Annotated in this window: 20 protein-coding genes; 7 read left to right on the top strand and 13 right to left on the bottom strand. The window is 61.2% G+C overall.

Annotation, left to right across the window (positions count from 1 at the left end):
* Positions 1–80: 80 nt before the first annotated feature.
* Positions 81–818, bottom strand: a complete 738-nt coding sequence (locus J1D76_RS05700) for a substrate-binding periplasmic protein (protein WP_421137428.1) — start codon at positions 816–818, stop codon at positions 81–83.
* Positions 819–1075: 257 nt separating this feature from the next.
* Here J1D76_RS05700 and J1D76_RS05705 point away from each other — a divergent pair, with 257 nt between their 5' ends.
* A complete protein-coding gene (locus tag J1D76_RS05705) occupies positions 1076–1528 on the top strand; it encodes a GNAT family N-acetyltransferase (RefSeq protein ID WP_421137429.1) in 453 nt (150 codons plus the stop codon).
* A gap of 95 nt (positions 1529–1623) precedes the next feature.
* Here J1D76_RS05705 and J1D76_RS05710 read toward each other — a convergent pair whose 3' ends face one another.
* The 3 genes from J1D76_RS05710 to J1D76_RS05720 are packed head-to-tail and all read right to left on the bottom strand — an operon-like array spanning position 1624 to position 4595.
* Positions 1624–1923: a winged helix-turn-helix domain-containing protein gene (locus J1D76_RS05710; RefSeq protein WP_421137430.1), complete on the bottom strand. Its 300-nt coding sequence runs from the start codon at positions 1921–1923 to the stop codon at positions 1624–1626.
* Positions 1920–2426: a YgjP-like metallopeptidase domain-containing protein gene (locus J1D76_RS05715; RefSeq protein WP_421137431.1), complete on the bottom strand. Its 507-nt coding sequence runs from the start codon at positions 2424–2426 to the stop codon at positions 1920–1922. Before J1D76_RS05715 ends, J1D76_RS05710 begins: the two co-directional genes overlap by 4 nt.
* 45 nt (positions 2427–2471) lie before the next feature.
* A complete protein-coding gene (locus tag J1D76_RS05720) occupies positions 2472–4595 on the bottom strand; it encodes a putative bifunctional diguanylate cyclase/phosphodiesterase (protein ID WP_421137432.1) in 2124 nt (707 codons plus the stop codon).
* 322 nt (positions 4596–4917) lie between these two features.
* Between J1D76_RS05720 and J1D76_RS05725 the strand changes: the two genes are divergently transcribed.
* A complete protein-coding gene (locus J1D76_RS05725; RefSeq protein ID WP_421137433.1) occupies positions 4918–5586 on the top strand; it encodes a polysaccharide lyase family 7 protein in 669 nt (222 codons plus the stop codon).
* 190 nt (positions 5587–5776) lie between these two features.
* Here J1D76_RS05725 and fba read toward each other — a convergent pair whose 3' ends face one another.
* From fba to tkt, 6 genes are all read right to left on the bottom strand, one after another.
* Positions 5777–6841 carry a class II fructose-bisphosphate aldolase gene (gene fba, locus J1D76_RS05730; RefSeq protein ID WP_019694035.1) on the bottom strand — a complete coding sequence of 355 codons (1065 nt, stop codon included), beginning with the start codon at positions 6839–6841 and terminating at the stop codon, positions 5777–5779.
* Positions 6842–7065: 224 nt separating this feature from the next.
* Positions 7066–7407: an MliC family protein gene (locus tag J1D76_RS05735; protein ID WP_421137434.1), complete on the bottom strand. Its 342-nt coding sequence runs from the start codon at positions 7405–7407 to the stop codon at positions 7066–7068.
* A gap of 56 nt (positions 7408–7463) precedes the next feature.
* On the bottom strand, positions 7464–7685 hold the full coding sequence (locus J1D76_RS05740; RefSeq protein ID WP_110658732.1) for a hypothetical protein: 222 nt from the start codon (positions 7683–7685) through the stop codon (positions 7464–7466).
* A gap of 35 nt (positions 7686–7720) precedes the next feature.
* On the bottom strand, positions 7721–8884 hold the full coding sequence (locus J1D76_RS05745; protein WP_421137435.1) for a phosphoglycerate kinase: 1164 nt from the start codon (positions 8882–8884) through the stop codon (positions 7721–7723).
* 24 nt (positions 8885–8908) lie between these two features.
* The gene (gene epd, locus J1D76_RS05750; RefSeq protein ID WP_421137436.1) at positions 8909–9967 is read right to left on the bottom strand and encodes an erythrose-4-phosphate dehydrogenase; all 1059 of its coding nucleotides are present in this window, start codon (positions 9965–9967) and stop codon (positions 8909–8911) included.
* A gap of 164 nt (positions 9968–10131) precedes the next feature.
* A complete protein-coding gene (gene tkt / locus J1D76_RS05755) occupies positions 10132–12129 on the bottom strand; it encodes a transketolase (RefSeq protein ID WP_421137437.1) in 1998 nt (665 codons plus the stop codon).
* A 273-nt stretch (positions 12130–12402) separates the two neighbouring features.
* Between tkt and J1D76_RS05760 the strand changes: the two genes are divergently transcribed.
* The 4 genes from J1D76_RS05760 (at position 12403) to J1D76_RS05775 (ending at position 17047) form a co-directional block, all read left to right on the top strand.
* On the top strand, positions 12403–13398 hold the full coding sequence (locus tag J1D76_RS05760; protein WP_421137438.1) for an ArsR/SmtB family transcription factor: 996 nt from the start codon (positions 12403–12405) through the stop codon (positions 13396–13398).
* Between the two features lie 18 nt (positions 13399–13416).
* The gene (metK, locus tag J1D76_RS05765; RefSeq protein WP_421137439.1) at positions 13417–14607 is read left to right on the top strand and encodes a methionine adenosyltransferase; all 1191 of its coding nucleotides are present in this window, start codon (positions 13417–13419) and stop codon (positions 14605–14607) included.
* 268 nt (positions 14608–14875) lie between these two features.
* Positions 14876–16555: an NAD-dependent DNA ligase LigB gene (gene ligB / locus J1D76_RS05770; RefSeq protein WP_421137440.1), complete on the top strand. Its 1680-nt coding sequence runs from the start codon at positions 14876–14878 to the stop codon at positions 16553–16555.
* A 96-nt stretch (positions 16556–16651) separates the two neighbouring features.
* Positions 16652–17047 (top strand): DUF1090 domain-containing protein, encoded by a 396-nt coding sequence (locus J1D76_RS05775; protein ID WP_421137441.1) that lies wholly within the window; start codon positions 16652–16654, stop codon positions 17045–17047.
* A gap of 90 nt (positions 17048–17137) precedes the next feature.
* Here J1D76_RS05775 and J1D76_RS05780 read toward each other — a convergent pair whose 3' ends face one another.
* A complete protein-coding gene (locus tag J1D76_RS05780; protein WP_421137442.1) occupies positions 17138–17587 on the bottom strand; it encodes a c-type cytochrome in 450 nt (149 codons plus the stop codon).
* Between the two features lie 127 nt (positions 17588–17714).
* Here J1D76_RS05780 and J1D76_RS05785 point away from each other — a divergent pair, with 127 nt between their 5' ends.
* Positions 17715–18893 carry a murein transglycosylase A gene (locus J1D76_RS05785; RefSeq protein ID WP_421137443.1) on the top strand — a complete coding sequence of 393 codons (1179 nt, stop codon included), beginning with the start codon at positions 17715–17717 and terminating at the stop codon, positions 18891–18893.
* 146 nt (positions 18894–19039) lie between these two features.
* Here the strand turns inward: J1D76_RS05785 and J1D76_RS05790 are convergent, their stop codons facing one another.
* Both J1D76_RS05790 and J1D76_RS05795 read right to left on the bottom strand, forming a co-directional pair.
* On the bottom strand, positions 19040–19423 hold the full coding sequence (locus tag J1D76_RS05790) for an MAPEG family protein (protein WP_421137444.1): 384 nt from the start codon (positions 19421–19423) through the stop codon (positions 19040–19042).
* A gap of 50 nt (positions 19424–19473) precedes the next feature.
* The gene (locus J1D76_RS05795; protein WP_421137445.1) at positions 19474–20307 is read right to left on the bottom strand and encodes an EamA family transporter; all 834 of its coding nucleotides are present in this window, start codon (positions 20305–20307) and stop codon (positions 19474–19476) included.
* Positions 20308–20437 lie beyond the last annotated feature (130 nt).

A 20437-nucleotide genomic window follows, 5' to 3' on the forward strand; every position in this document is an offset into this window, starting at 1 on the left:
CAGGGTTACGCGCCTACTGTAGGAGCTGGCTTGCCAGCGAAGGGGCCGGCAAAAACACCACAAATGCCGGATCAGCCTATTTACATCCCATGCTGTCGCATCAACCTGTCATAACTCCCGTCTGCCTTCATCGCCGCAATCTCCCGGTCAAAACCGGCAACGATCTGTTCATGCTCGGGGTTCTTCAGGCTGACCAGTATGTGCAGGGCGTTCTCGCTCAAGGGCTTGGGCAGGAACTCCACGGCGTTGCGCACCTTGGGTGACTCGCGGGCCAGGTAGTAGCGAGCGACGTATTCATCTTCCAGCGTCAGTTTGACCCGGTCGGCCGCCAGCATGCGCACGGCCATGGCGAAGCTGTGCACGGGAATCTTCTGCAATGAATCGTCGTTGTCGAACGCCGGCGAATACGCGTAGCCACGCACGATGGCGATCGGATACGTGTGCAATTGTTCCAGGTTGTTGAATTCGATGGGCGCGTCTTTGCGCTTGATGAAGCGCACGCGATTGATCAGGTAGGCGCCGGAAAACTGTCCGAATTGTGTGCGGTCGTCGGTGTACCAGGCATTCACCAACACGTCGTAGCGCCCCTCGCCCACGCCCATCAGCGCACGCGCCCAAGGCACCTGTTCGAAGTCACTGCCATAACCGGCCCTGGCGAGCGCGGTGCTGACAATGTCGGTGGCCAGGCCACCGTTGACGAGCGTGGCGTCGGTAAAGGGTGGCCAGGCGTCGGCGACCAACCGCAGTTTTTCTGCCGCGGCTCCCTGAACCAGCAACAGCAATCCGATCAAGGCAAAAGCTCGATGCAATCGCGGCATGCTAGAAAATCCTTAGCGGGCGGGTTGCCCGGCGTGTTTTCAGCCAAAACCCCAAGACCCCATACCGGCAAGACCCGGGTACTAAACATTAGCTCATCGAGGCCACAGCGCAGTGCTTGAATCCAGATTACACAAACAAGTCACCCGTGCGAGAATTGAATGATGGCATTTTGGCCTTTGTCACAGATTCTTGCGCCATAAAGACTTATGGCGTGAGTGCGCTTAGTATCGCAACGACGTTTTCAGGGAACCACCACATGACAGTCGATTGGATCTGCAAGCACCACAGTGACCTGGGCAAGGAGCAGCTGTACGCCATATTGCAACTGCGTGCCGAAGTGTTCGTCGTCGAGCAGCAATGCGCTTATCAAGACGTGGATGGCCAGGACCTGGAAGGTGACACTTGTCACTTGATGGCCTGGGACGGCAATCAACTGGTGGCCTATCTGCGGCTGCTCGACCCGGAACTACAAGGCGGGGACGTAGTGATCGGTCGGGTGGTCATTGCGCCACACGCACGAGGCGCCGGGCTTGGACATGCGTTGATGGAGCAGGCATTGAAGCAGATTGAAGAACGCTGGCCGCAAACGCCGATCTATCTTTCGGCCCAGACGCATTTGCAGGGGTATTACGGGGGGTACGGGTTTGTCGTGACGGGCGAGGAGTTTGTCGAGGATGGCATTCCGCATATCGGGATGCGTCGTCCCTGAAGGCCCCTTCGCTGGCAAGCCAGCTCCTACAAGGACAGTGCAAGCCTGTAGGAGCTGGCTTGCCAGCGAAGGCGTCGGCTCACTCAATACTGGAATCAGGGGTACTCCAGCACCGCCTTGATCTGCCGCAGGTTACGCTCGATCCACCCGCGATCAATCGCTCCCCATTCGCGGATCCGATAGCGGCCCGCATGGTTGCGTGCGCCCTCTTCCTGCTCGAATTCGCAAACGATATCCAGGTCCGCCAACGCCGCGATGGTGTCCTGCGCAGTACGCCGCGGCATGCCGGTCACGTCGGTCAGTGCCGGGACACTGCTGGCCAGCCCACTGTCGATCAGGTACGCCACGTACAAGCGGCGATAAAAGCTGCTCTTGGTCTTGCTTACGTCCGTCACGATTGCTCCTTGTTATCCAGATCCCGCCACGTCAGGTACACCCGCACGTCGAACTCCACCTGGTGATAACCGGGCAGCATGTGCTCGCACAGTTTATAGAACGCCTTGTTGTGGTCCGATTCCTTGAAGTGCGCCAGCTCGTGCACCACGATCATCTTCAGGAACTCGCATGGCGCTTCCTTGAACAGCGAAGCAATGCGGATTTCCTTCTTGGCCTTGAGCTTGCCGCCCTGCACCCGGGAGATCGTCGTGTGCAAGCCAAGGGCACGGTGGGTCAGGTCCAGACGGTTGTCGAACAACACCTTGTCGATCGCCGGGGCATTTCGCAGGTATTGCTGCTTGAGGTCCAGAGCATAGGTGTACAGCGCCTTGTCGCTCTGCACCCCGTGTTTTTCCGGGTAGCGCTTGTCCAGGTATTCGCCCAGCCGACCGTCGGCGATCAGCTGGTGCACCTGATTCTGCAAGGTGGCGGGATAAGCCTGGAGATATTTCAACACGGTCATCGGGGCGGCAATACAGGTCACTGAAAGGTCGCCAGTGTAGCGAATTCAGCGCGGCAGCGCGCTCCAGTCAAACGGCTGGACAAAGGCGCCGGCATCTTCGGCGATCATCGGCCGGGCCACCAGGAAACCTTGCACGTACTCGCAGCCGTTGGCTTGCAGCCATTCGTACTGTGCGACGGTTTCCACCCCTTCGGCAATCACCAGCATCCCGAACTGGCGGCACAGGTCGATGACACTGCGCACCAGCGCCGCGTCCCGGGGAGAGTCCGGTAACCGGGCGATCACATGCCGGTCAAGCTTGAGGGTGTCCAGTGCCAGGTCGCGCAAGTGCGACAGGGAACATGACCCGGCGCCGAAATCATCCAGCGCCACCCGCACGCCCAGGTTGCGCAACAGGCGCAGTTGTTTGCGGGTTTCGTCGGGGTTATGCATCAAGGCCTCTTCCGTCACCTCGACTTCCAGATGACGCGGCTGCAAGCCGTGCCGCTCCAGCACCTGGCGCAATTCGGTGGCAAGGTTCGGCATGCCGAACTGGGTGCCGCTCAAACTGACGCCCAGCACCAGGTCCTCGGCGAACAGGGTTTCCCAGGCTTTGCGTTGTCCGGCACCACGATGGTAAATCCAGCTGCCCAGACGACTGATCAGCCGGGCTTCTTCCAGCAATGGCAGGAACAGCCCCGGCGACACGTCGCCGACGCTCGGATGCTGCCAGCGCAGCAAGGCCTCGAAGCCACGAATCCGTCCGTCGGCAATCGCTACCTGAGGCTGGTACACCAGTGTGAAATCGCGGTTTTCGATGGCCGTGCGCACGCTTTCTTCCAGCATCAGCCGCGAGCGCGCCCGACCGTTCATTTCATGATCATAGAAGCGGTATTGCTGACGCCCGGCACGCTTGGCCTCGTACATGGCGATGTCGGCGGCGCGCAATAAACCATCGAGATTGACGCCGCAGTCCGGGAACGTGGCAATGCCAATACTGGCGCCCAAGGCGATATCCAGGCCATCGATCTGCTGACAGATCGACACCCGCTCGATGAGTTTCTCGGCGATCTTCGCTGCCTGCTCGGGAAACTCCAGGTCCAGCAGCGCGGTGAACTCGTCACCGCCCATCCGCGCCAGGATATCGAAGGGCCGCAAGCACGACTTGAGCTGTTCCGAGACCCAACGCAGGACCCGGTCCCCGGCATCGTGCCCGAGGGAATCGTTGACCCGCTTGAAGCCGTCGAGGTCCAGGTACAACAGCACCCAGGCGCTGTCCGAACGCTCGCCTCGCAGCAGCAAGTTCTCGACGGTCTGGTAGAAACCGCGGCGGTTGAGCAAGCCGGTCAGCGGATCGCTGACCGCCTGGAACTCCAGTTGCTGATGCAGATGACGCACCACCGACATGTCCAGCACGGTCACGACCATCGCATGCTGCTCGGCCGGCAATGGCGCACAGGACAAGGCCACCGGTACCTGCTGGCCGGGCGCAGTACGCAAAAGGGCATCATGCAAGCGCAGGGTTTCGCCGCGTTTGTAGCCGCTGGAAAAATCGGAATCAGCCCACACCGGCACGTGCGGCTTTTGCAGGTAATCGGCAAACTCTTTGCCTTGCAGTTCCTGCACGGGGGCGTTGAGCAGCCGCGAGATGGCCGGGTTGGCGAAACGGATCACGCCGTCCTCGCCCACGACCAGAATGCCTTCGGCGGCGTTGTCGAGCACCGAGGCATTGAAGGCACGCGCCGCTTCCAGGTCCAGGCTCAGGCGTTGCAGTGCCCGGCGATTGCGTTGGTGTTCAAGCAACGCCTGGACCTTGGGCTTGAAGATTTGCGGGTCGAACGGCTTGAACAGATAATCCACCGCCCCGCTGGCATAGCCCTTGATCACAGCGTCCTGGGACTGCTCGTTCGCGGTCAGGAAAATGATCGGCGTGAGGCGGGTGCGCTGGCTGCCGCGCATCAGGCGCGCCACTTCATAGCCGTCCATGCCCGGCATCTGCACGTCCAGCAGCACCAGGTCGACGTCATGTTCAAGCAGCATGCCAAGGGCTTCGAAGCCTGAGGCTGCGGTGATGACCCGCCAGTCCTGGCGCTGCAATAACGCGCACATACTGATCAGGTTTTCAGGGTAATCGTCGACGACCAACAGTGTTGAGCCGCCTTCTGCTGGCGTGGGTTGCGCGCATTCCATGCTGCTTCTCTTCATTCGGGAGTCAGGCCGGCTTCTCGTGAAAACCGGACAAATACTAAGCCTTCACTCTAGACCTGGATCCAAGAAAGCAGAAGCTGTCAGTACGCCACCATCTAACCAATGAGTTAATTCGCCGACTAACGGTCACGTCTTGCACGCCGCTAAAACCGGGAAAGATGGCGTTTCGACAGGATCTTGACGTCACCCACCCGTCAGGCGAGCGTTAACAAAATCCCCCGCTACGCTTATAAAGACCGCCCCAAAGGGGCGGGCTAGAGCTTCTGGCACGTGCATGCAGCATGAATCGAGTGGAACCCCCGACATGATCGATCTCGCAACCTGGAACCTCAGTGTTCCCGTCGGCAATCCGCCGTACACCGTTGAAACCTCAAAGCTGGTGAATGGCTTCAAGGATCAATACTTCCATGGCGATACGGGCACCTTGTTCTTCTGGGCGCCGGTCACCGGCTCAAAAACCGAAAACGCGATCTATCCCCGGACCGAACTGCGTGAAACCTACAGCAACGGCACGCTGCACAATTGGTACTACCCGGACGCCGACAATTTGCTACACGCTACTCTGGCAGTGAACCAGGTGCCGAGTTCCGGAAAAATCGTCATCGGCCAGATCCACGCTTATAACAGCCAGAAACCGCTGGTGAAGGTCGAGTACCAATACAAGACCCAGACCGCCACCGGCAACATCGTCGCCAAGGTGCGGATGCACCCCGATGACGACGAGGGCCGGGTGATCATCATTGCCACGGGGGTGAAACTCGACCGCGAGTTTTCCTACCTCATCCACCTGAGCCCCGGCGGCGCACTGGGCATCAGTGCGGCGGGTTACCAGTGGGATACCGACATCAGCGCGACGTGGCGCGACAAGCCGCTGTACTTCAAGGCCGGGGTCTATGTGCAGGACAACACCGGGTACACCAGCGAAGGCGGGAAAGTGACGTTCAGCAAGCTGGATATCGATCACAACAAATAAGCGCGGCCGACACCCTACCCATTGTAGGAGCGAGCCTGCTCGCGATGGCGATGTATCAGGCGACATCGATGTCGACTGACCTACCGTCATCGCGAGCAGGCTCACTCCTACAATGAGGCGACCGCAATTCTTTCGCCCATAAAAAACCCGCCTCTCGGCGGGTTTTTCATGAAGCTCAAACGCTGAAGGCTTAGTTGACCTTGGCGTTCAGCTCACCTTTCAAGTAACGCTGGAACATCGCTTCCAGGGAGATCGGCTTGATCTTCGAAGCGTTGCCGGCAGTGCCGAAGGCTTCGTAGCGAGCGATGCACACGTCGCGCATGGCAGTGACGGTGGCGCCGAAGAATTTCCGTGGGTCGAATTCGCTCGGGTTGGTGGCCATCAGGCGACGCATCGCACCGGTGGACGCCAGGCGCAGGTCAGTGTCGATGTTGACCTTGCGCACGCCGTGCTTGATGCCTTCGACGATTTCTTCAACCGGTACGCCGTAGGTTTCCTTGATGTCGCCGCCGTACTGGTTGATGATCGCCAGCCACTCTTGCGGAACCGAAGACGACCCGTGCATCACCAGGTGAGTGTTCGGAATGCGTTTGTGGATTTCCTTGATGCGGTCGATCGCCAGCACGTCGCCGGTAGGTGGCTTGGTGAACTTGTAGGCGCCGTGGCTGGTGCCGATGGCGATGGCCAGGGCATCGACCTGAGTGCGCTTGACGAAGTCAGCCGCTTCTTCCGGATCGGTCAGCATCTGGCTGTGATCCAGGACGCCTTCGGCGCCAATACCGTCTTCTTCACCGGCCATGCCGGTTTCCAGCGAACCCAGGCAGCCCAGTTCGCCTTCTACCGAAACGCCGCAGGCGTGAGCCATGGCTACGGTCTGCTGGGTAACACGGACGTTGTAGTCGTAGTCGGTCGGGGTCTTGCCGTCTTCGCCCAGGGAACCGTCCATCATCACCGAGCTGAAGCCCAGTTGGATGGAGCGCTGGCAGACGTCAGGGCTGGTGCCGTGGTCCTGGTGCATGCACACCGGGATGTGCGGGAATTCTTCGATGGCGGCCAGGATCAGGTGACGCAGGAACGGCGCGCCGGCGTATTTGCGAGCACCGGCCGAAGCCTGGACGATCACCGGGGAGTCAGTCTTGTCAGCGGCTTCCATGATGGCGCGCATCTGTTCAAGGTTGTTGACGTTGAAGGCTGGAACGCCGTAGCCGAACTCGGCTGCGTGGTCCAGCATCTGGCGCATGCTGATAAGTGCCATTGTGTGTGTCTCTCCCGGTTGAGGGTCGTTAATCGTGTCAGCCTGCCGCAGCGGCGGTGGCTATTCAAGTTATTGCAGATCGGGGGTTGGCCCGGGCTGCCAATTTAGTCAGAGCTCATCCATCCCCTGCAGGAGCCGGCTTGCCGGCGAAGGCGTCATCCAAGGCACCCTATGCCTCAAGGGCCTCTTCGCTGGCAAGCCAGCTCCTACAGGGGGTACATCTGTTATTCGGCCTTGCAGCCACGGCCGATCAAATCGTTGGTGGCGACCCAGTAAACCAGGCCTTCCTCACCTTTTATGTGAAACGCCAGCATGTCATTGCTGTACAGCGAACCCGAGGCGCCCGGCTCCTGCTTCAAGCGGTAGACCTGATCGGCACCACCCAGGCGCACGTCGACTTCCCTGAGGCTGTCGTCGGTATAGCGCCACAGCACCCTGGCCTGGCTGTCGCAGGTCCAGGTGGTCCAGTTATCCACAGGCGCGGACGACTGGAACGGGTTCAACTGATCCAGCTGAGCACAACCGGCCAACAGGGCCAGCGCCGTAACGGCGATAAAACCTTTCATCCGTGTCCCTCGACTGGCGGCGTACGCCGCCAGTCCTGAGTAATGTGTCAGACCCATCAAGGGCAACCATGTTCCTTGGCGGGCGTCCTGGTCTCGTATTTGTCCAGGCCTTCGGGCCCGGAACGCTTGTTGAGCACCGGGTTGGTCTCGGCCTGCCAGTCAGCCTGGTAACAGCCCTTGTCCGACTCGGACGGCGCAGGTTCCGGGGTGGCCTTGGGGTTACTCCCGCATGCCACCAGCGAACCTGCGACGATCAACAGCGCTAGCGTCTTGACCATTTCAACACTCCCTTGCCTGGTCAAACAGGCGACCCTCAGGCCTTGGCCCGGCTTTCCAGGACTTCAACGGCTGGCAGCACCTTGCCTTCGACGAATTCAAGGAACGCGCCGCCACCGGTAGAAATGTAGGAGATCTGCTCGGCCACACCATACTTGTCGATGGCGGCCAGGGTGTCACCACCGCCGGCGATAGAGAACGCGGCGCTGTCGGCGATGGCCTTGGCCAGCACTTTGGTGCCGTTGCCGAACTGGTCGAATTCAAAAACACCGACCGGGCCGTTCCACAGGATGGTCTTGGACGACTTCAGCAATTGGGCGAAGTTGGCCGCGGTTTGCGGGCCGATGTCCAGGATCATGTCGTCGGCAGCCACGTCCGCGATCAGCTTGACGGTGGCCGCAGCGCTTTCAGCGAATTCCTTGGCAACCACGACGTCCACTGGCAGCGGTACGCTGACTTTGGCGGCGATGGCGCGGGCGGTGTCCAGCAGGTCCGGTTCGTACAGCGACTTGCCAACCGGGTGACCGGCCGCGGCCAGGAAGGTGTTGGCGATGCCGCCGCCGACGATCAGTTGGTCGCAGATCTCGCTCAGGCTGTTCAGTACGTCGAGCTTGGTCGAGACCTTGGAGCCGGCAACGATGGCGGCCATCGGTTGGGCCGGAGCGCCCAGGGCCTTGCCCAGTGCATCCAGTTCGGCGGCCAGCAAGGGACCTGCAGCAGCGACCTTGGCGAACTTGGCCACGCCGTGGGTCGAACCCTCGGCACGGTGCGCGGTGCCGAAGGCGTCCATCACAAACACGTCGCACAGGGCGGCGTATTGCTGGGCCAGTTCGTCAGCGTTCTTTTTCTCGCCTTTGTTGAAGCGCACGTTTTCAAACAGCACGATGTCGCCGGCCTTGACGTCAACGCCGCCCAGGTAGTCGGCCACCAGCGGCACTTCACGGCCCAGAGCCTTGCTCAGGTACTCAGCAACTGGCTTGAGGCTGTTCTCGGCCGAGAACTCGCCTTCGGTCGGACGGCCAAGGTGCGAGCAGACCATCACGGCCGCGCCTTTTTCCAGGGCCAGCTTGATGGTCGGCAGCGAAGCCAGGATTCGCGCGTCGCTGGTGACAACACCGTCCTTGACTGGGACGTTGAGGTCTTCGCGGATCAATACGCGCTTACCTTGCAGATCGAGGTCGGACATCTTCAACACGGTCATGGGTCGCATTTCCTGGGTAGCTGTTTAGAGAGCAGTTTTTTTGGATGAAGCTATTTGCAGGTAGTGATCTGCAACGTCCAGCATTCGATTGGCAAACCCCCATTCGTTGTCGAACCAGGCCAGGATGTTCACCAGCCGGGGGCCGGAAACGCGGGTCTGGCTGGCATCGACAATCGCCGAATGTGGGTCGTGGTTGAAATCACAACTGGCGTGCGGCAACTCGGTGTAGGCCAACAGGCCCTTGAGCGGGCCGCTGGTAGCGGCTTCGCGAAGAATCCGGTTGACCTCGGTGGCGTCGGTCGCAGTCGCGGTCTGCATCGTGATATCGAGGCAGGACACATTGACCGTCGGCACCCGTACGGCTTTGGCCTGGATTCGCCCGGCAAGTTCCGGCAACAGCCGTTCGATGCCGCGCGCCAGACCGGTGGACACCGGGATCACCGACTGGAACGCCGAACGGGTGCGGCGCAGGTCTTCGTGGTGATAGGCATCGATGACCGGCTGATCGTTCATCGCCGAGTGAATAGTGGTGATCGACACATAGTCCAGGCCAATCGCCTGGTTGAGCAGGCGCAACAGCGGCACGCCGCAGTTGGTGGTGCAGGACGCATTGGACACCAACAGTTCGTCGCCGGTCAGGCAATCCTGGTTCACGCCGTAGACGATGGTGGCGTCGACGTCCGTCTCGCTGGCCATCGGCTGGGAAAACAGCACCCGCGGCGCACCGGCGTCGAGAAAACGCTGGCCGTCTTCGCGGGTGTGGTAAGCGCCGGAGCACTCCAGCACCAGATCGACGCCAAGGGACGCCCAATCGATGCCTTCGGGGGTGGCACTGCGCAGGACCTTCACGCAGTCGCCATTAATATGCAGACAATCGCCGTCGACCTTCACTTCCCCGGGAAAACGCCCGTGGGTGGAGTCGAAGCGTGTCAGGTATTCGATGCTGGCCATGTCGGCCAGATCGTTGATCGCGACAATCTCGAACCCGGCCTTGTCGCCTCGCTCGAACAACGCACGCAAGACGCAACGACCAATCCGGCCGTAGCCGTTGAGTGCAACTTTGTAGGGACGCGGTTGAGGCATGGGGGTTCTCGATTAAGGCGCAAGTACGACACAACCCTTGTAGGAGCTGGCTTGCCAGCGAAGAGGCCATCAGCTCAACATAACTGTCGACCGAACGGACGCCTTCGCTGGCAAGCCAGCTCCTACAGGGGAACGCGGTGATCGTGAAATCACCGCTTTCGTGCTTAGTCTTCCAGCAGCTCTTCAGCCTGACCCAGGATGTTTTCCAGGGTGAAGCCGAACTCTTCGAACAAGGCCGGCGCAGGGGCCGACTCGCCGTAGGTGGTCATGCCGATCACGCGGCCTTCCAGGCCCACGTACTTGTACCAGTAGTCCGCGTGAGCGGCCTCGATGGCGATACGGGCGCTGACCTGCAACGGCAGGACCGCTTGCTTGTAGCCGGCGTCCTGAGCATCGAACACGCTGGTGCAAGGCATGGAAACCACACGGACCTTGCGGCCCTGCTCGGTCAGTTTGTCGAAGGCTTGAACCGCCAGGCCGACTTCGGAACCTGTGGCGATCAGGATCAGCTCAGGCTCGCCTGCGCAGTCCTTGAGCACATAACCACCACGGCTGATGTCGGCGATCTGGCCGGCGTCACGGGTTTGGTGCTGCAGGTTCTGACGCGAGAAGATCAGGGCCGAAGGTCCGTCCTTGCGCTCCAGTGCGTACTTCCAGCACACCGCCGATTCCACCGCGTCACCTGGACGCCAGGTGTCGAGGTTCGGCGTGCAGCGCAGGCTGGCCAGTTGCTCGATTGGCTGGTGAGTCGGGCCGTCTTCGCCCAGACCAATGGAGTCGTGGGTGTAGACGTGGATCACGCGCTGCTTCATCAGCGCCGACATGCGGACCGCGTTGCGGGCGTATTCCATGAACATCAGGAAGGTTGCACCGTAAGGCACCAGGCCGCCGTGCAGGGCAACGCCGTTCATGATCGCGGTCATGCCGAACTCGCGCACGCCGTAGTACATGTAGTTGCCGCTGGCGTCTTCGGCGGTCACGCCTTTGCAGCCTTTCCACAGGGTCAGGTTGGAACCGGCCAGGTCCGCCGAACCGCCGAGGAACTCAGGCAGCAGTGGGCCGAACGCGTTCAGCGCGTTCTGGCTGGCTTTACGGCTGGCGATGGTTTCGCCCTTGGCCGCGACTTCGGCGATGTAGGCCGAGGCTTTTTCGCTGAAGTCAGCTGGCAGCTCACCGCTCAGGCGACGAATCAGCTCGTTGGCTTCGGTCGGGAATGCAGCGGAGTAGGCAGCAAAACGCTGGTCCCACTCGGCTTCGGCAGCACGACCTGCTTCCTTGGCGTCCCACTCGGCGTAGATGTCTGCCGGGATTTCGAACGGACCGTGGTTCCACTTCAGCGCAGCGCGGGTCAGGGCGATTTCCGCGTCACCCAGTGGGGCGCCGTGGCAGTCTTCCTTGCCCTGCTTGTTCGGCGAACCGAAACCGATGGTGGTCTTGCAGCAGATCAGGGTCGGCTGCGCGCTCTTGCGGGCAGTCTCGATGGCGGTCTTGATCTCTTCCGGATCGTGACCGTCAACGTTGCGGATCACTTGCCAGTTGTAGGCTTCGAAGCGCTTCGGGGTGTCGTCGGTGAACCAGCCTTCGACTTCGCCGTCGATGGAGATGCCATTGTCATCGTAGAAGGCGATCAGCTTGCCCAGGCCCAGGGTTCCGGCCAGGGAAGAGACTTCGTGGGAAATGCCTTCCATCATGCAGCCATCACCCAGGAACACATAGGTGTGGTGATCGACGATGTTGTGGCCGGGACGGTTGAACTGCGCCGCCATGACTTTTTCAGCCAGGGCGAAGCCCACGGCGTTGGCCAGGCCCTGGCCCAGTGGGCCGGTGGTGGTTTCCACGCCCGGGGTGTAGCCGAATTCCGGGTGGCCCGGGGTGCGGCTGTGCAGTTGACGGAACTGCTTGAGATCGTCAATCGACAGGTCGTAGCCGGTCAGGTGCAGCAGCGAGTAGATCAACATCGAGCCGTGGCCGTTGGACAGCACGAAGCGGTCACGGTCGGCGAACGATGGATTGCTCGGGTTGTGCTTCAGGTAGTCACGCCAAAGAACTTCGGCGATATCCGCCATACCCATGGGGGCACCTGGGTGGCCGCTGTTGGCTTTTTGCACGGCATCCATGCTGAGGGCACGAATGGCGTTGGCACGCTCACGACGGCTAGGCATCGCTGATCTCCTGGAGGTTCTGAATCAAGTGTGAATAAAACGAAACGGAAAAAAGGCGAGCATTTTCCCTCACCCGGTCGCCTCGGGGCAATGACAGATAGTCATCTGGAGGCGTTTTTCCAACGGATTACGGCGCTTTCAGTTGGTGAAACCTTTCCGCCGTTCGTTTGTAGAGTTAACCAGCCGGTGAGAAGTGCCATCTATCGAGCAATATCAAAACTTTTTGATATTGCCCTTGCGGTGCATCCGACCCGTGACTAGACTGCCGGCCTTATGAATTTACGCGTGCCCTCCATTCAACATGACGATTGCGATGAGCTGGCAGCCTTGTGCAAGGCTGGCGGCGATCCTCTGCGGCTGAATGTTTTGCGCGCACTGGCCAACGACTCGTTCGGCGTGCTGGAACTGGCGCAGATATTCGGCATCGGCCAGTCAGGCATGAGCCACCACCTCAAGGTCCTGGCCCAGGCTGAGTTGGTGGCGACGCGCCGCGAAGGCAACGCGATTTTCTACCGTCGCGCCCTGCCCCACACCGAGCTGCTGGGCGGCAAGCTGCATGCCGCGCTGCTCGACGAAGTGGACAACCTGGCGTTGCCGGCCGATGTACAGGCGCGCATCGGCCAGGTCCACGGGCAGCGTGCGGCGGCCAGCCAGGACTTTTTCTCACGGGTCGCGGAGAAATTTCGCGCCCAGCAAGACTTGATCGCCGGCCTGCCGCAATACCGCGAAAGCGTGGTGGCCCTGCTCGACAAGCTGAGCTTCGGCAAAGACGCCACGGCCATCGAAGTCGGCCCCGGTGACGGCGCCTTCCTGCCCGAACTGGCACGCCGCTTCTCGCAGGTCACGGCGCTGGACAACAGCACGGCGATGCTCGAACTGGCACGCCAGGTCTGCGAACGCGAACAGCTGACTAACGTTAGCCTGCAACTGGCCGATGCATTGAACGGCGTCAGCCTCAAGGCCGACTGCGTGGTACTGAACATGGTGCTGCACCATTTTGCCGCGCCAGCCGATGCGCTCAAGCACATGGCCCACTTGCTGCAACCAGGCGGTAGCCTGTTGGTGACAGAGTTATGTAGCCACAACCAGAGTTGGGCCAAGGAGGCCTGCGGTGATCTCTGGCTGGGGTTTGAACAGGACGATTTGGCCCGTTGGGCCACCGCTGCGGGACTCGCTCCCGGGGAAAGCCTCTACGTAGGCTTACGCAATGGTTTCCAGATCCAGGTCCGCCATTTTCAGCGACCGGCTGGCGACACTCACCATCGGTAAATTCAGGAAAACATCGAGATGAGCGAATACTCCCTCTTCACCTCCGAGTCCGTGTCTGAAGGGCATCCGGACAAAATCGCCGACCAGATTTCCGATGCGGTGCTGGACGCCATCATTGCCCAGGACAAACACGCTCGCGTAGCCGTGGAAACCCTGGTCAAGACCGGCGTGGCCATCGTTGCCGGTGAAGTGACCACCAGCGCCTGGGTCGACCTGGAGCAGATCGTTCGTGACGTGATCAGCGACATCGGCTACACCAGCTCCGACGTCGGCTTCGACGGCGCTACCTGCGGCGTGATGAACATCATCGGCAAGCAGTCCCCGGACATCAACCAAGGTGTCGACCGTGCCAAGCCTGAAGATCAGGGCGCCGGCGACCAGGGCCTGATGTTCGGCTACGCCAGCAACGAAACCGACGTGCTGATGCCTGCACCGATCACCTTCTCGCACCAACTCGTACAGCGCCAGGCCGAAGCCCGTAAATCCGGCCTGCTACCTTGGCTGCGTCCGGACGCCAAGTCCCAGGTCACCTGCCGTTACGAAGGTGGCAAGGTTGTCGGTATCGACGCCGTTGTCCTGTCGACCCAGCACAACCCTGAAGTGTCGTACAAAGACCTGCGCGAAGGCGTGATGGAGCTGATCGTCAAGCACGTACTGCCTGCCGAACTGCTGAGCAAAGACACCCAGTTCCACATCAACCCGACCGGCCAGTTCATCATTGGCGGCCCGGTAGGTGACTGCGGCCTGACCGGTCGCAAGATCATCGTCGACAGCTACGGCGGCATGGCCCGTCACGGCGGCGGCGCGTTCTCCGGCAAGGATCCATCGAAGGTTGACCGTTCGGCCGCCTACGCCGGGCGTTATGTGGCCAAGAACATCGTTGCCGCCGGCCTGGCCGAGCGCTGCGAGATTCAGGTGTCCTACGCCATCGGTGTCGCCCAGCCGACTTCCATCTCGCTGAACACCTTCGGCACCGGCAAGATCAGCGATGACAAGATCGTCAAACTGGTCCGCGAAGTGTTCGACCTGCGTCCATACGCGATCACCACCATGCTCGACCTGCTGCACCCGATGTATCAGGAAACGGCTGCGTACGGCCACTTCGGTCGCACCCCGCAGACCAAGACCGTTGGCGAAGACACCTTCACCACGTTCACCTGGGAAAAAACCGACCGCGCCGACGCCCTGCGTTCTGCTGCTGGCCTGTAAGACCCGCCCGCAACACCCGAAAGCCCCGCACGGTTTGCGCCCTGCGGGGCTTTTGTTGGCATGGCTTTACACCGTGTTGCGGCCTTCGCGAGCAAGCTCGCTCCTACAGGGCTGTGAACGAGTCAGAACACCACCGCCTACCGTAGGAGCTGGCTTGCCAGCGAAGAGGCCCGCCATGCCACCAGAAACACCCGGCAAAACACCCCCTCGTCGCGCCACCCCACACTGACCTAGCCTTCATGCATCCCCTTGAGCAAGGACGCTCACGATGCTCCCCAACCTGCGCCTGTTTTTCGCCCACCTACTGACCATTGCCTGCCTGACCGCCAACGCCGCCGAGTGCCCGAACTGGCCACCCGAGCAAGCCCTCAATGAAGTCGGTAACCTGCAAAAACAAATCGACCACTGGGACGACAGCTACCACCGCCAGGGTCGCTCGCTGGTCGCCGACGAACTCTACGACCAGTCCCGCAAGCGCCTCGCCCAATGGCAACAATGCTTCAACCTCGCGCCACCGGCAGACTCCTTGCGCATCGCGCGCGGAACGATCCCCCACCCCGTTGTCCACACCGGCCTGGACAAACTGCACGATCAGCCAGCGGTGGAAAAATGGCTGCGTGAGCGCGCCGACGTTTGGGCCCAACCAAAAGTCGACGGCGTGGCGGTCACGCTGGTTTACCAACGCGGCTTGCTGACTCAGGCCATCAGCCGCGGCGACGGCGTGAATGGCCAGGACTGGACGATTGCGGCGCGGCAGATTCCTGCCATCCCCCAACAACTGTCGCAGCCGCTGGATCTGCTCGTACAAGGTGAACTGTACTGGCGCTTGAGCGACCATGTGCAAGCCCGGTCCGGCAGCGTCAACGCCCGCGCGACCGTGGCCGGCCTGATGGCGCGCAAGGTTTTGAGCGCCGAGCAAACTGCCGGCATAGACCTGTTTGTCTGGGACTGGCCACAAGGCCCGGCCAGTCTGCCTGCCCGTGCTGCGGCACTGCGGATGCTGGGCTTCCCTGACACCACGGCCCACAGCCAGCCCGTCGGCAACATTGCCGACGCCGAGCGCTGGCGCGAACACTGGTATCGCTCGCCCCTGCCCTTTGCCAGCGATGGCATCGTCCTGCGCCAGAACCGCCGCCCGGCCGCCGAACGCTGGCAGGCCAAGCCACCCTATTGGGCCATCGCCTGGAAATACCCGTTCGCCCAGGCACTGGCCGAAGTCCGCCAGATTCACTTCAAGGTCGGCCGAACCGGGCGCATCACCCCGGTACTGGAATTGGTCCCGGTGAGGCTCGATGACCGGCAGATCAAACGGGTCAGCGTCAGCTCCCTGCAACGCTGGCAGGCGCTGGACATTCGTCCGGGGGATCAGGTCGCCATCAGTCTGGCCGGGCTGACCATTCCCAGGCTCGACAGCGTCGTACTGCGCAGCAGCGAACGCATCGAATTGAGCGAGCCACAGGTAGCAGACTTTCACTTTTTGAGCTGCTGGCAACCGAGCCCGGGCTGCGCAAGCCAGTTTCTCGCACGCCTGGCCTGGCTCAGCGGCAAGCAGGGATTGGCGATGCCGCACGTGGGGCCGGGCACCTGGGAAAAACTTCTTGCAACAGGTCGCTTGAACGACCTGCTGGATTGGTTGACCCTCGATGCCCAAGAGCTTGCTAACATTGACGGTTTCGGCGAGCGCAGTGCCGCTCGTGTTGCAGACAGTTTCAACCAGGCCCGGCAACGCCCGTTCGCGCACTGGCTCAAAGCCCTGGGATTGCCGCCGACCGGCCAGGCACCTCTCGGCGGCTCATGGCAGGCGCTGGCGCAGCGAGACATCGAACAATGGCAGGCCGAGACGGGTATCGGGCCGGGGCGCGCGGCACAGCTGAACGCTTTTTTCCGCGATCCGCACGTCCTGGCCTTGAGTGAAACACTACGTGATGCAGGGATTGACGGCTTTTAGCGGCCAGCCCTGCGCCCGACGGGAACCCCAACGGACCGTCGGGCTCCAACAAGCCATCGCCACACCGGCACGCTTGCTTTCCTACATGGAGCTTTTATGAAATTTCTTTCACCGCTCGTCCTGTTGACCCTTTGCAGCGTGCTGGCCACCCCGTTGATGGCCGACGAGGAAGCGCCGGGGCTGACCGGTTGCGCCGCCAAGAAGCAAGGCATCGTCAACCAGATCGAGCTGGCCAAGTCCCACGGCAACGCCGACCAGCAGGCGGGCCTGGAAAAAGCCCTGAGCGAAGTCGAAGCGAACTGCACCGACGCCTCGCTGAAGAAAGAACGGGAAAACAAGGTGCTCGACGCCAAGCACGAAGTCAGCAAGCGTCAGGCCGACCTCGACAAGGCCATGAGCAAAGGCGACCCCGACAAGATCAACAAGCGCAAAGACAAACTCGCCGAAGCCCGCAAGGAATTGCAGGATGCCCTGGATGAGCTGGATAAGTAATCTGCAGGAGCTGGCTTGCCAGCGAAAGGGGCCTGGAGGCCGCCAAGAGCTTCGCTGGCAAGCCAGCTCCTACACGATCTGCAGCTTCGCTCAATGATCCCGAAACGCCTTATGACACGCACTGCAAGCGTCTTCGACTTTCTGCACCGCCGGCCCCAGGTTGCTGGCCTTGTAGGGTTGAACCTGGCTGGCGATTACCAGTTCACCGGTGGCGGCTTCAAGGTCGCGAGCCATGCCCTGAAAGCGTGCCTGCTGTTCCCAGACGTCGCTCTTGGCGCTGGTGTGATCTTCCTCGCGCACCTGCGGGAAATGTTTCCACGGCTCATGGGCCAGCGCATCGAGTTTCACCGCACCCTCGGCAAACTTCGGGCCGTCGAACGGGATGCGTCCACGCAACATGCCGCCCAGGTCTTCGCCGGTCTTGAGCATCTGCTTGAAAATGGCCTTGCGCTGGCCGAGCGGCGAGTTGGGGTCGACACCGCCACACGCGGACAACGTCAGGCAGGCCAGCAATACAACAGAAAGTCTTTTAAGAGTCATGGTGGCTTCAGGTCACGGGAAACGGCGGCCAGTATCCTCGCGTCATCGGCAAAGACCAATCCCCCTACTATCAATACGGGTTGCTAATTACATGAAACTTTCAGGCAACCCAGAAAGGAACACTTTGATGAACAGCCGTTTCAAGGCATGGCGACAGCGCCTGGCCTGGACCCTGCCGATGGTAGCCCTGCTCGCAGGCTGCACCGGTGGCGAAAACAAGCAACCGAAAACCCACGCCCTGGCCACTTACGCCAGCGCCACGTGGGAAGCGCTGCCGGCGGTGTCCGACAGCGACCTCGTGGCCGGCTTCGGTTCGTGGCGCAGCGCCTGCACGCGCCTGAAGGCCGACCCGGTGTGGGGCGGTACCTGCGCGGCGGCGGCCAACGTGCCGCAAACCGCCGGCGACATCCGCGGCTTTCTCAAGCAGAACCTCGATGTCTATGGCCTGCGCGCCGCCAATGACAACCCGAACGGCCTGATCACCGGCTACTACGAACCGGTCTATCCCGGCAGCCTGACCCAGACCGACGTGGCGAACGTGCCGGTGTACGGCGTACCCGACGACATGATCATCGTTGCCCTCGACAGCCTTTACCCGGAACTCAAGGGCAAGCGCTTGCGCGGTCGTCTCGAAGGTCGCGTGCTCAAGCCGTACGACGACGCGGCCACCATCGAAAGCAAAGGGGTCAAGGCGCCGGTCGTGGCCTGGCTGACCGACCCGATGAACCTGCAATTCCTGCAGATCCAGGGCTCGGGTCGAATCCAGCTCGATAACGGTCGGCAGTTGCGCATCGCCTACGCCGACCAGAACGGCCACCCGTATCGGCCAATCGGCCGCTGGCTGGTGGAGCAAGGCGAGTTGAAAAAAGAAGACGTGACCATGGGTGCGATCAGCACCTGGGCCAAGGCCAATCCGTCGCGGATTCCCGAGCTGCTCGGCAGCAACCCGAGCTATGTGTTCTTCACCCGCAACCCCGACAGCAACGAAGGCCCACGCGGCTCGTTGAACGTGCCATTGACTGCCGGTTACAGCGCGGCGGTGGATCGCAAGGTGATTCCGTTGGGCAGCCTGCTGTGGCTATCCACCACCAAGCCGGACGGCACGGCACTGGTACGCCCCGTAGCGGCACAGGACACCGGTGGCGCGATTGCCGGCGAAGTGCGGGCGGATCTGTTCTGGGGCACTGGCGAGACGGCCGGGCAACTGGCCGGGGACATGAAACAGCAGGGGCAGATCTGGATGCTTTGGCCCAAAGGTGCGGCGTTGCCGCAAGTGCCTCAGGTGGCGGATGCCGTGAAAAACTGACGTATTTTGTAAGAGCCGGCTTGCTGGCGAAAGCGGTGTTTCAGTCGACACCGCCTTCGCCGGCAAGCCGGCTCCTACAGGTTTTGCGCAGTCCTTGCAGGAGCGAGCCTGCTCGCGATGGGGCCGGCAAAAACCCTGAGGATTTCTTAGACCGACACCACAAAGAAACTCGCAATCAACCCCATCCCCACGAACCATACCAGCGACCGCAATATGGCCCAGTCCGCCAGGTAGCAAATGATGTAGAGCAGGCGACTGGTGATGAACAACACCGCCAGCACATTGACCGTGACCAGTTCGGCATTGCCGGCCAGGTGCGCCACGATGACCGCCGCGGCGAACGCCGGGGTCACTTCGAAGCTGTTCAACTGCGCCGCATGCGCCCGCCGGCCCAAGCCTTCCAGGGAATCGAGAAAATCCCGGGGGTCATGATTGTCTTTGAGCCTGTACCCGCCACTGGCCTTGGCCACCCCCGTACACACGTACGGCAGGAAAATCGCGATCAAGATGCACCACAGAGCCACCGTCATAACACCGTCCTTTCTTTCAAGTTATAGAGAAACCCATTGCATCGGGGTGATCAAAATTTCATCACCAATATGCCGATCATTACCAGGCTACAGGCGAGCAACCGCGGCCCGCCAAAAGGTTCTTTCAAGTAGCGCATGCCAAACAGCACCACCAGAATCACACTGATCTCGCGCAGTGCCGCGGCTTCGGCAATCGACCCCATCTGCATCGCCCACAGCACCAGAGCGTAGCTGAACAACACGCAAAACCCGACCGCCAGGCCCAGTCGCCACTGCTCGCGCCAAAACAATTTGAAGGCCGCACGCTTGCTCACCCAGGCCAGCAACGGAAACGGCCAGGCACTGAGCAATGTAACCCAGACCAGGTAATCGAGCGGGTGCGACCAGCGCCGCAACGCCTGCCCGTCAATGTAGGTGTAGCTGCCGATGCACAGGCCGATCAGCGCCACCACCGGCAGCATCGACCACGGTAAACGCGCGCCGCCACCGCCCTGCCAGAGCAGGCACAACATGCCGAACGGGATCAGCAGGATTCCGAAAATCTGCTGGTGGGTCAGCACTTCCCCGGCAAAAATCAGGGTCAGCGCAAGCACCACCAGCGGTGACAGACCGCGCATCAATGGATAGACCAGCCCGAGGTCGCCGACCCGATAGGCCTGGATCAGCAAATAGCGATAGAGCAACTCGAACGCCGCGGACGCCAAAATCCATGGCCAGATTTCCAGCGGCGGCACGTTCAGGAACGGCACCATCAACGCGACAAACAGCAACGCCACGGTGTCCATGCAGGCTACCACCAGCAGCCGCTCGGCACTGAATTTGATCAGGGTATTCCACGCCGCGTGCAACAGCGCCGCCACCAACACTAACGCCGTCGCAAGCACGGCCCACTCCTTATTTTGTCCCGCCCCCTGTAGGAGCGAGCTTGCTCGCGAAGGTCGTCAACGATGACGCGCGCACCTTGGACAAACGCGTCATGTTTGAGTTTTTCGCGAGCAGGCTCACTCCTACAGG

It is taken from the genome of Pseudomonas sp. NFX15, assembly GCF_049132105.1.
Lineage (GTDB): Bacteria > Pseudomonadota > Gammaproteobacteria > Pseudomonadales > Pseudomonadaceae > Aquipseudomonas.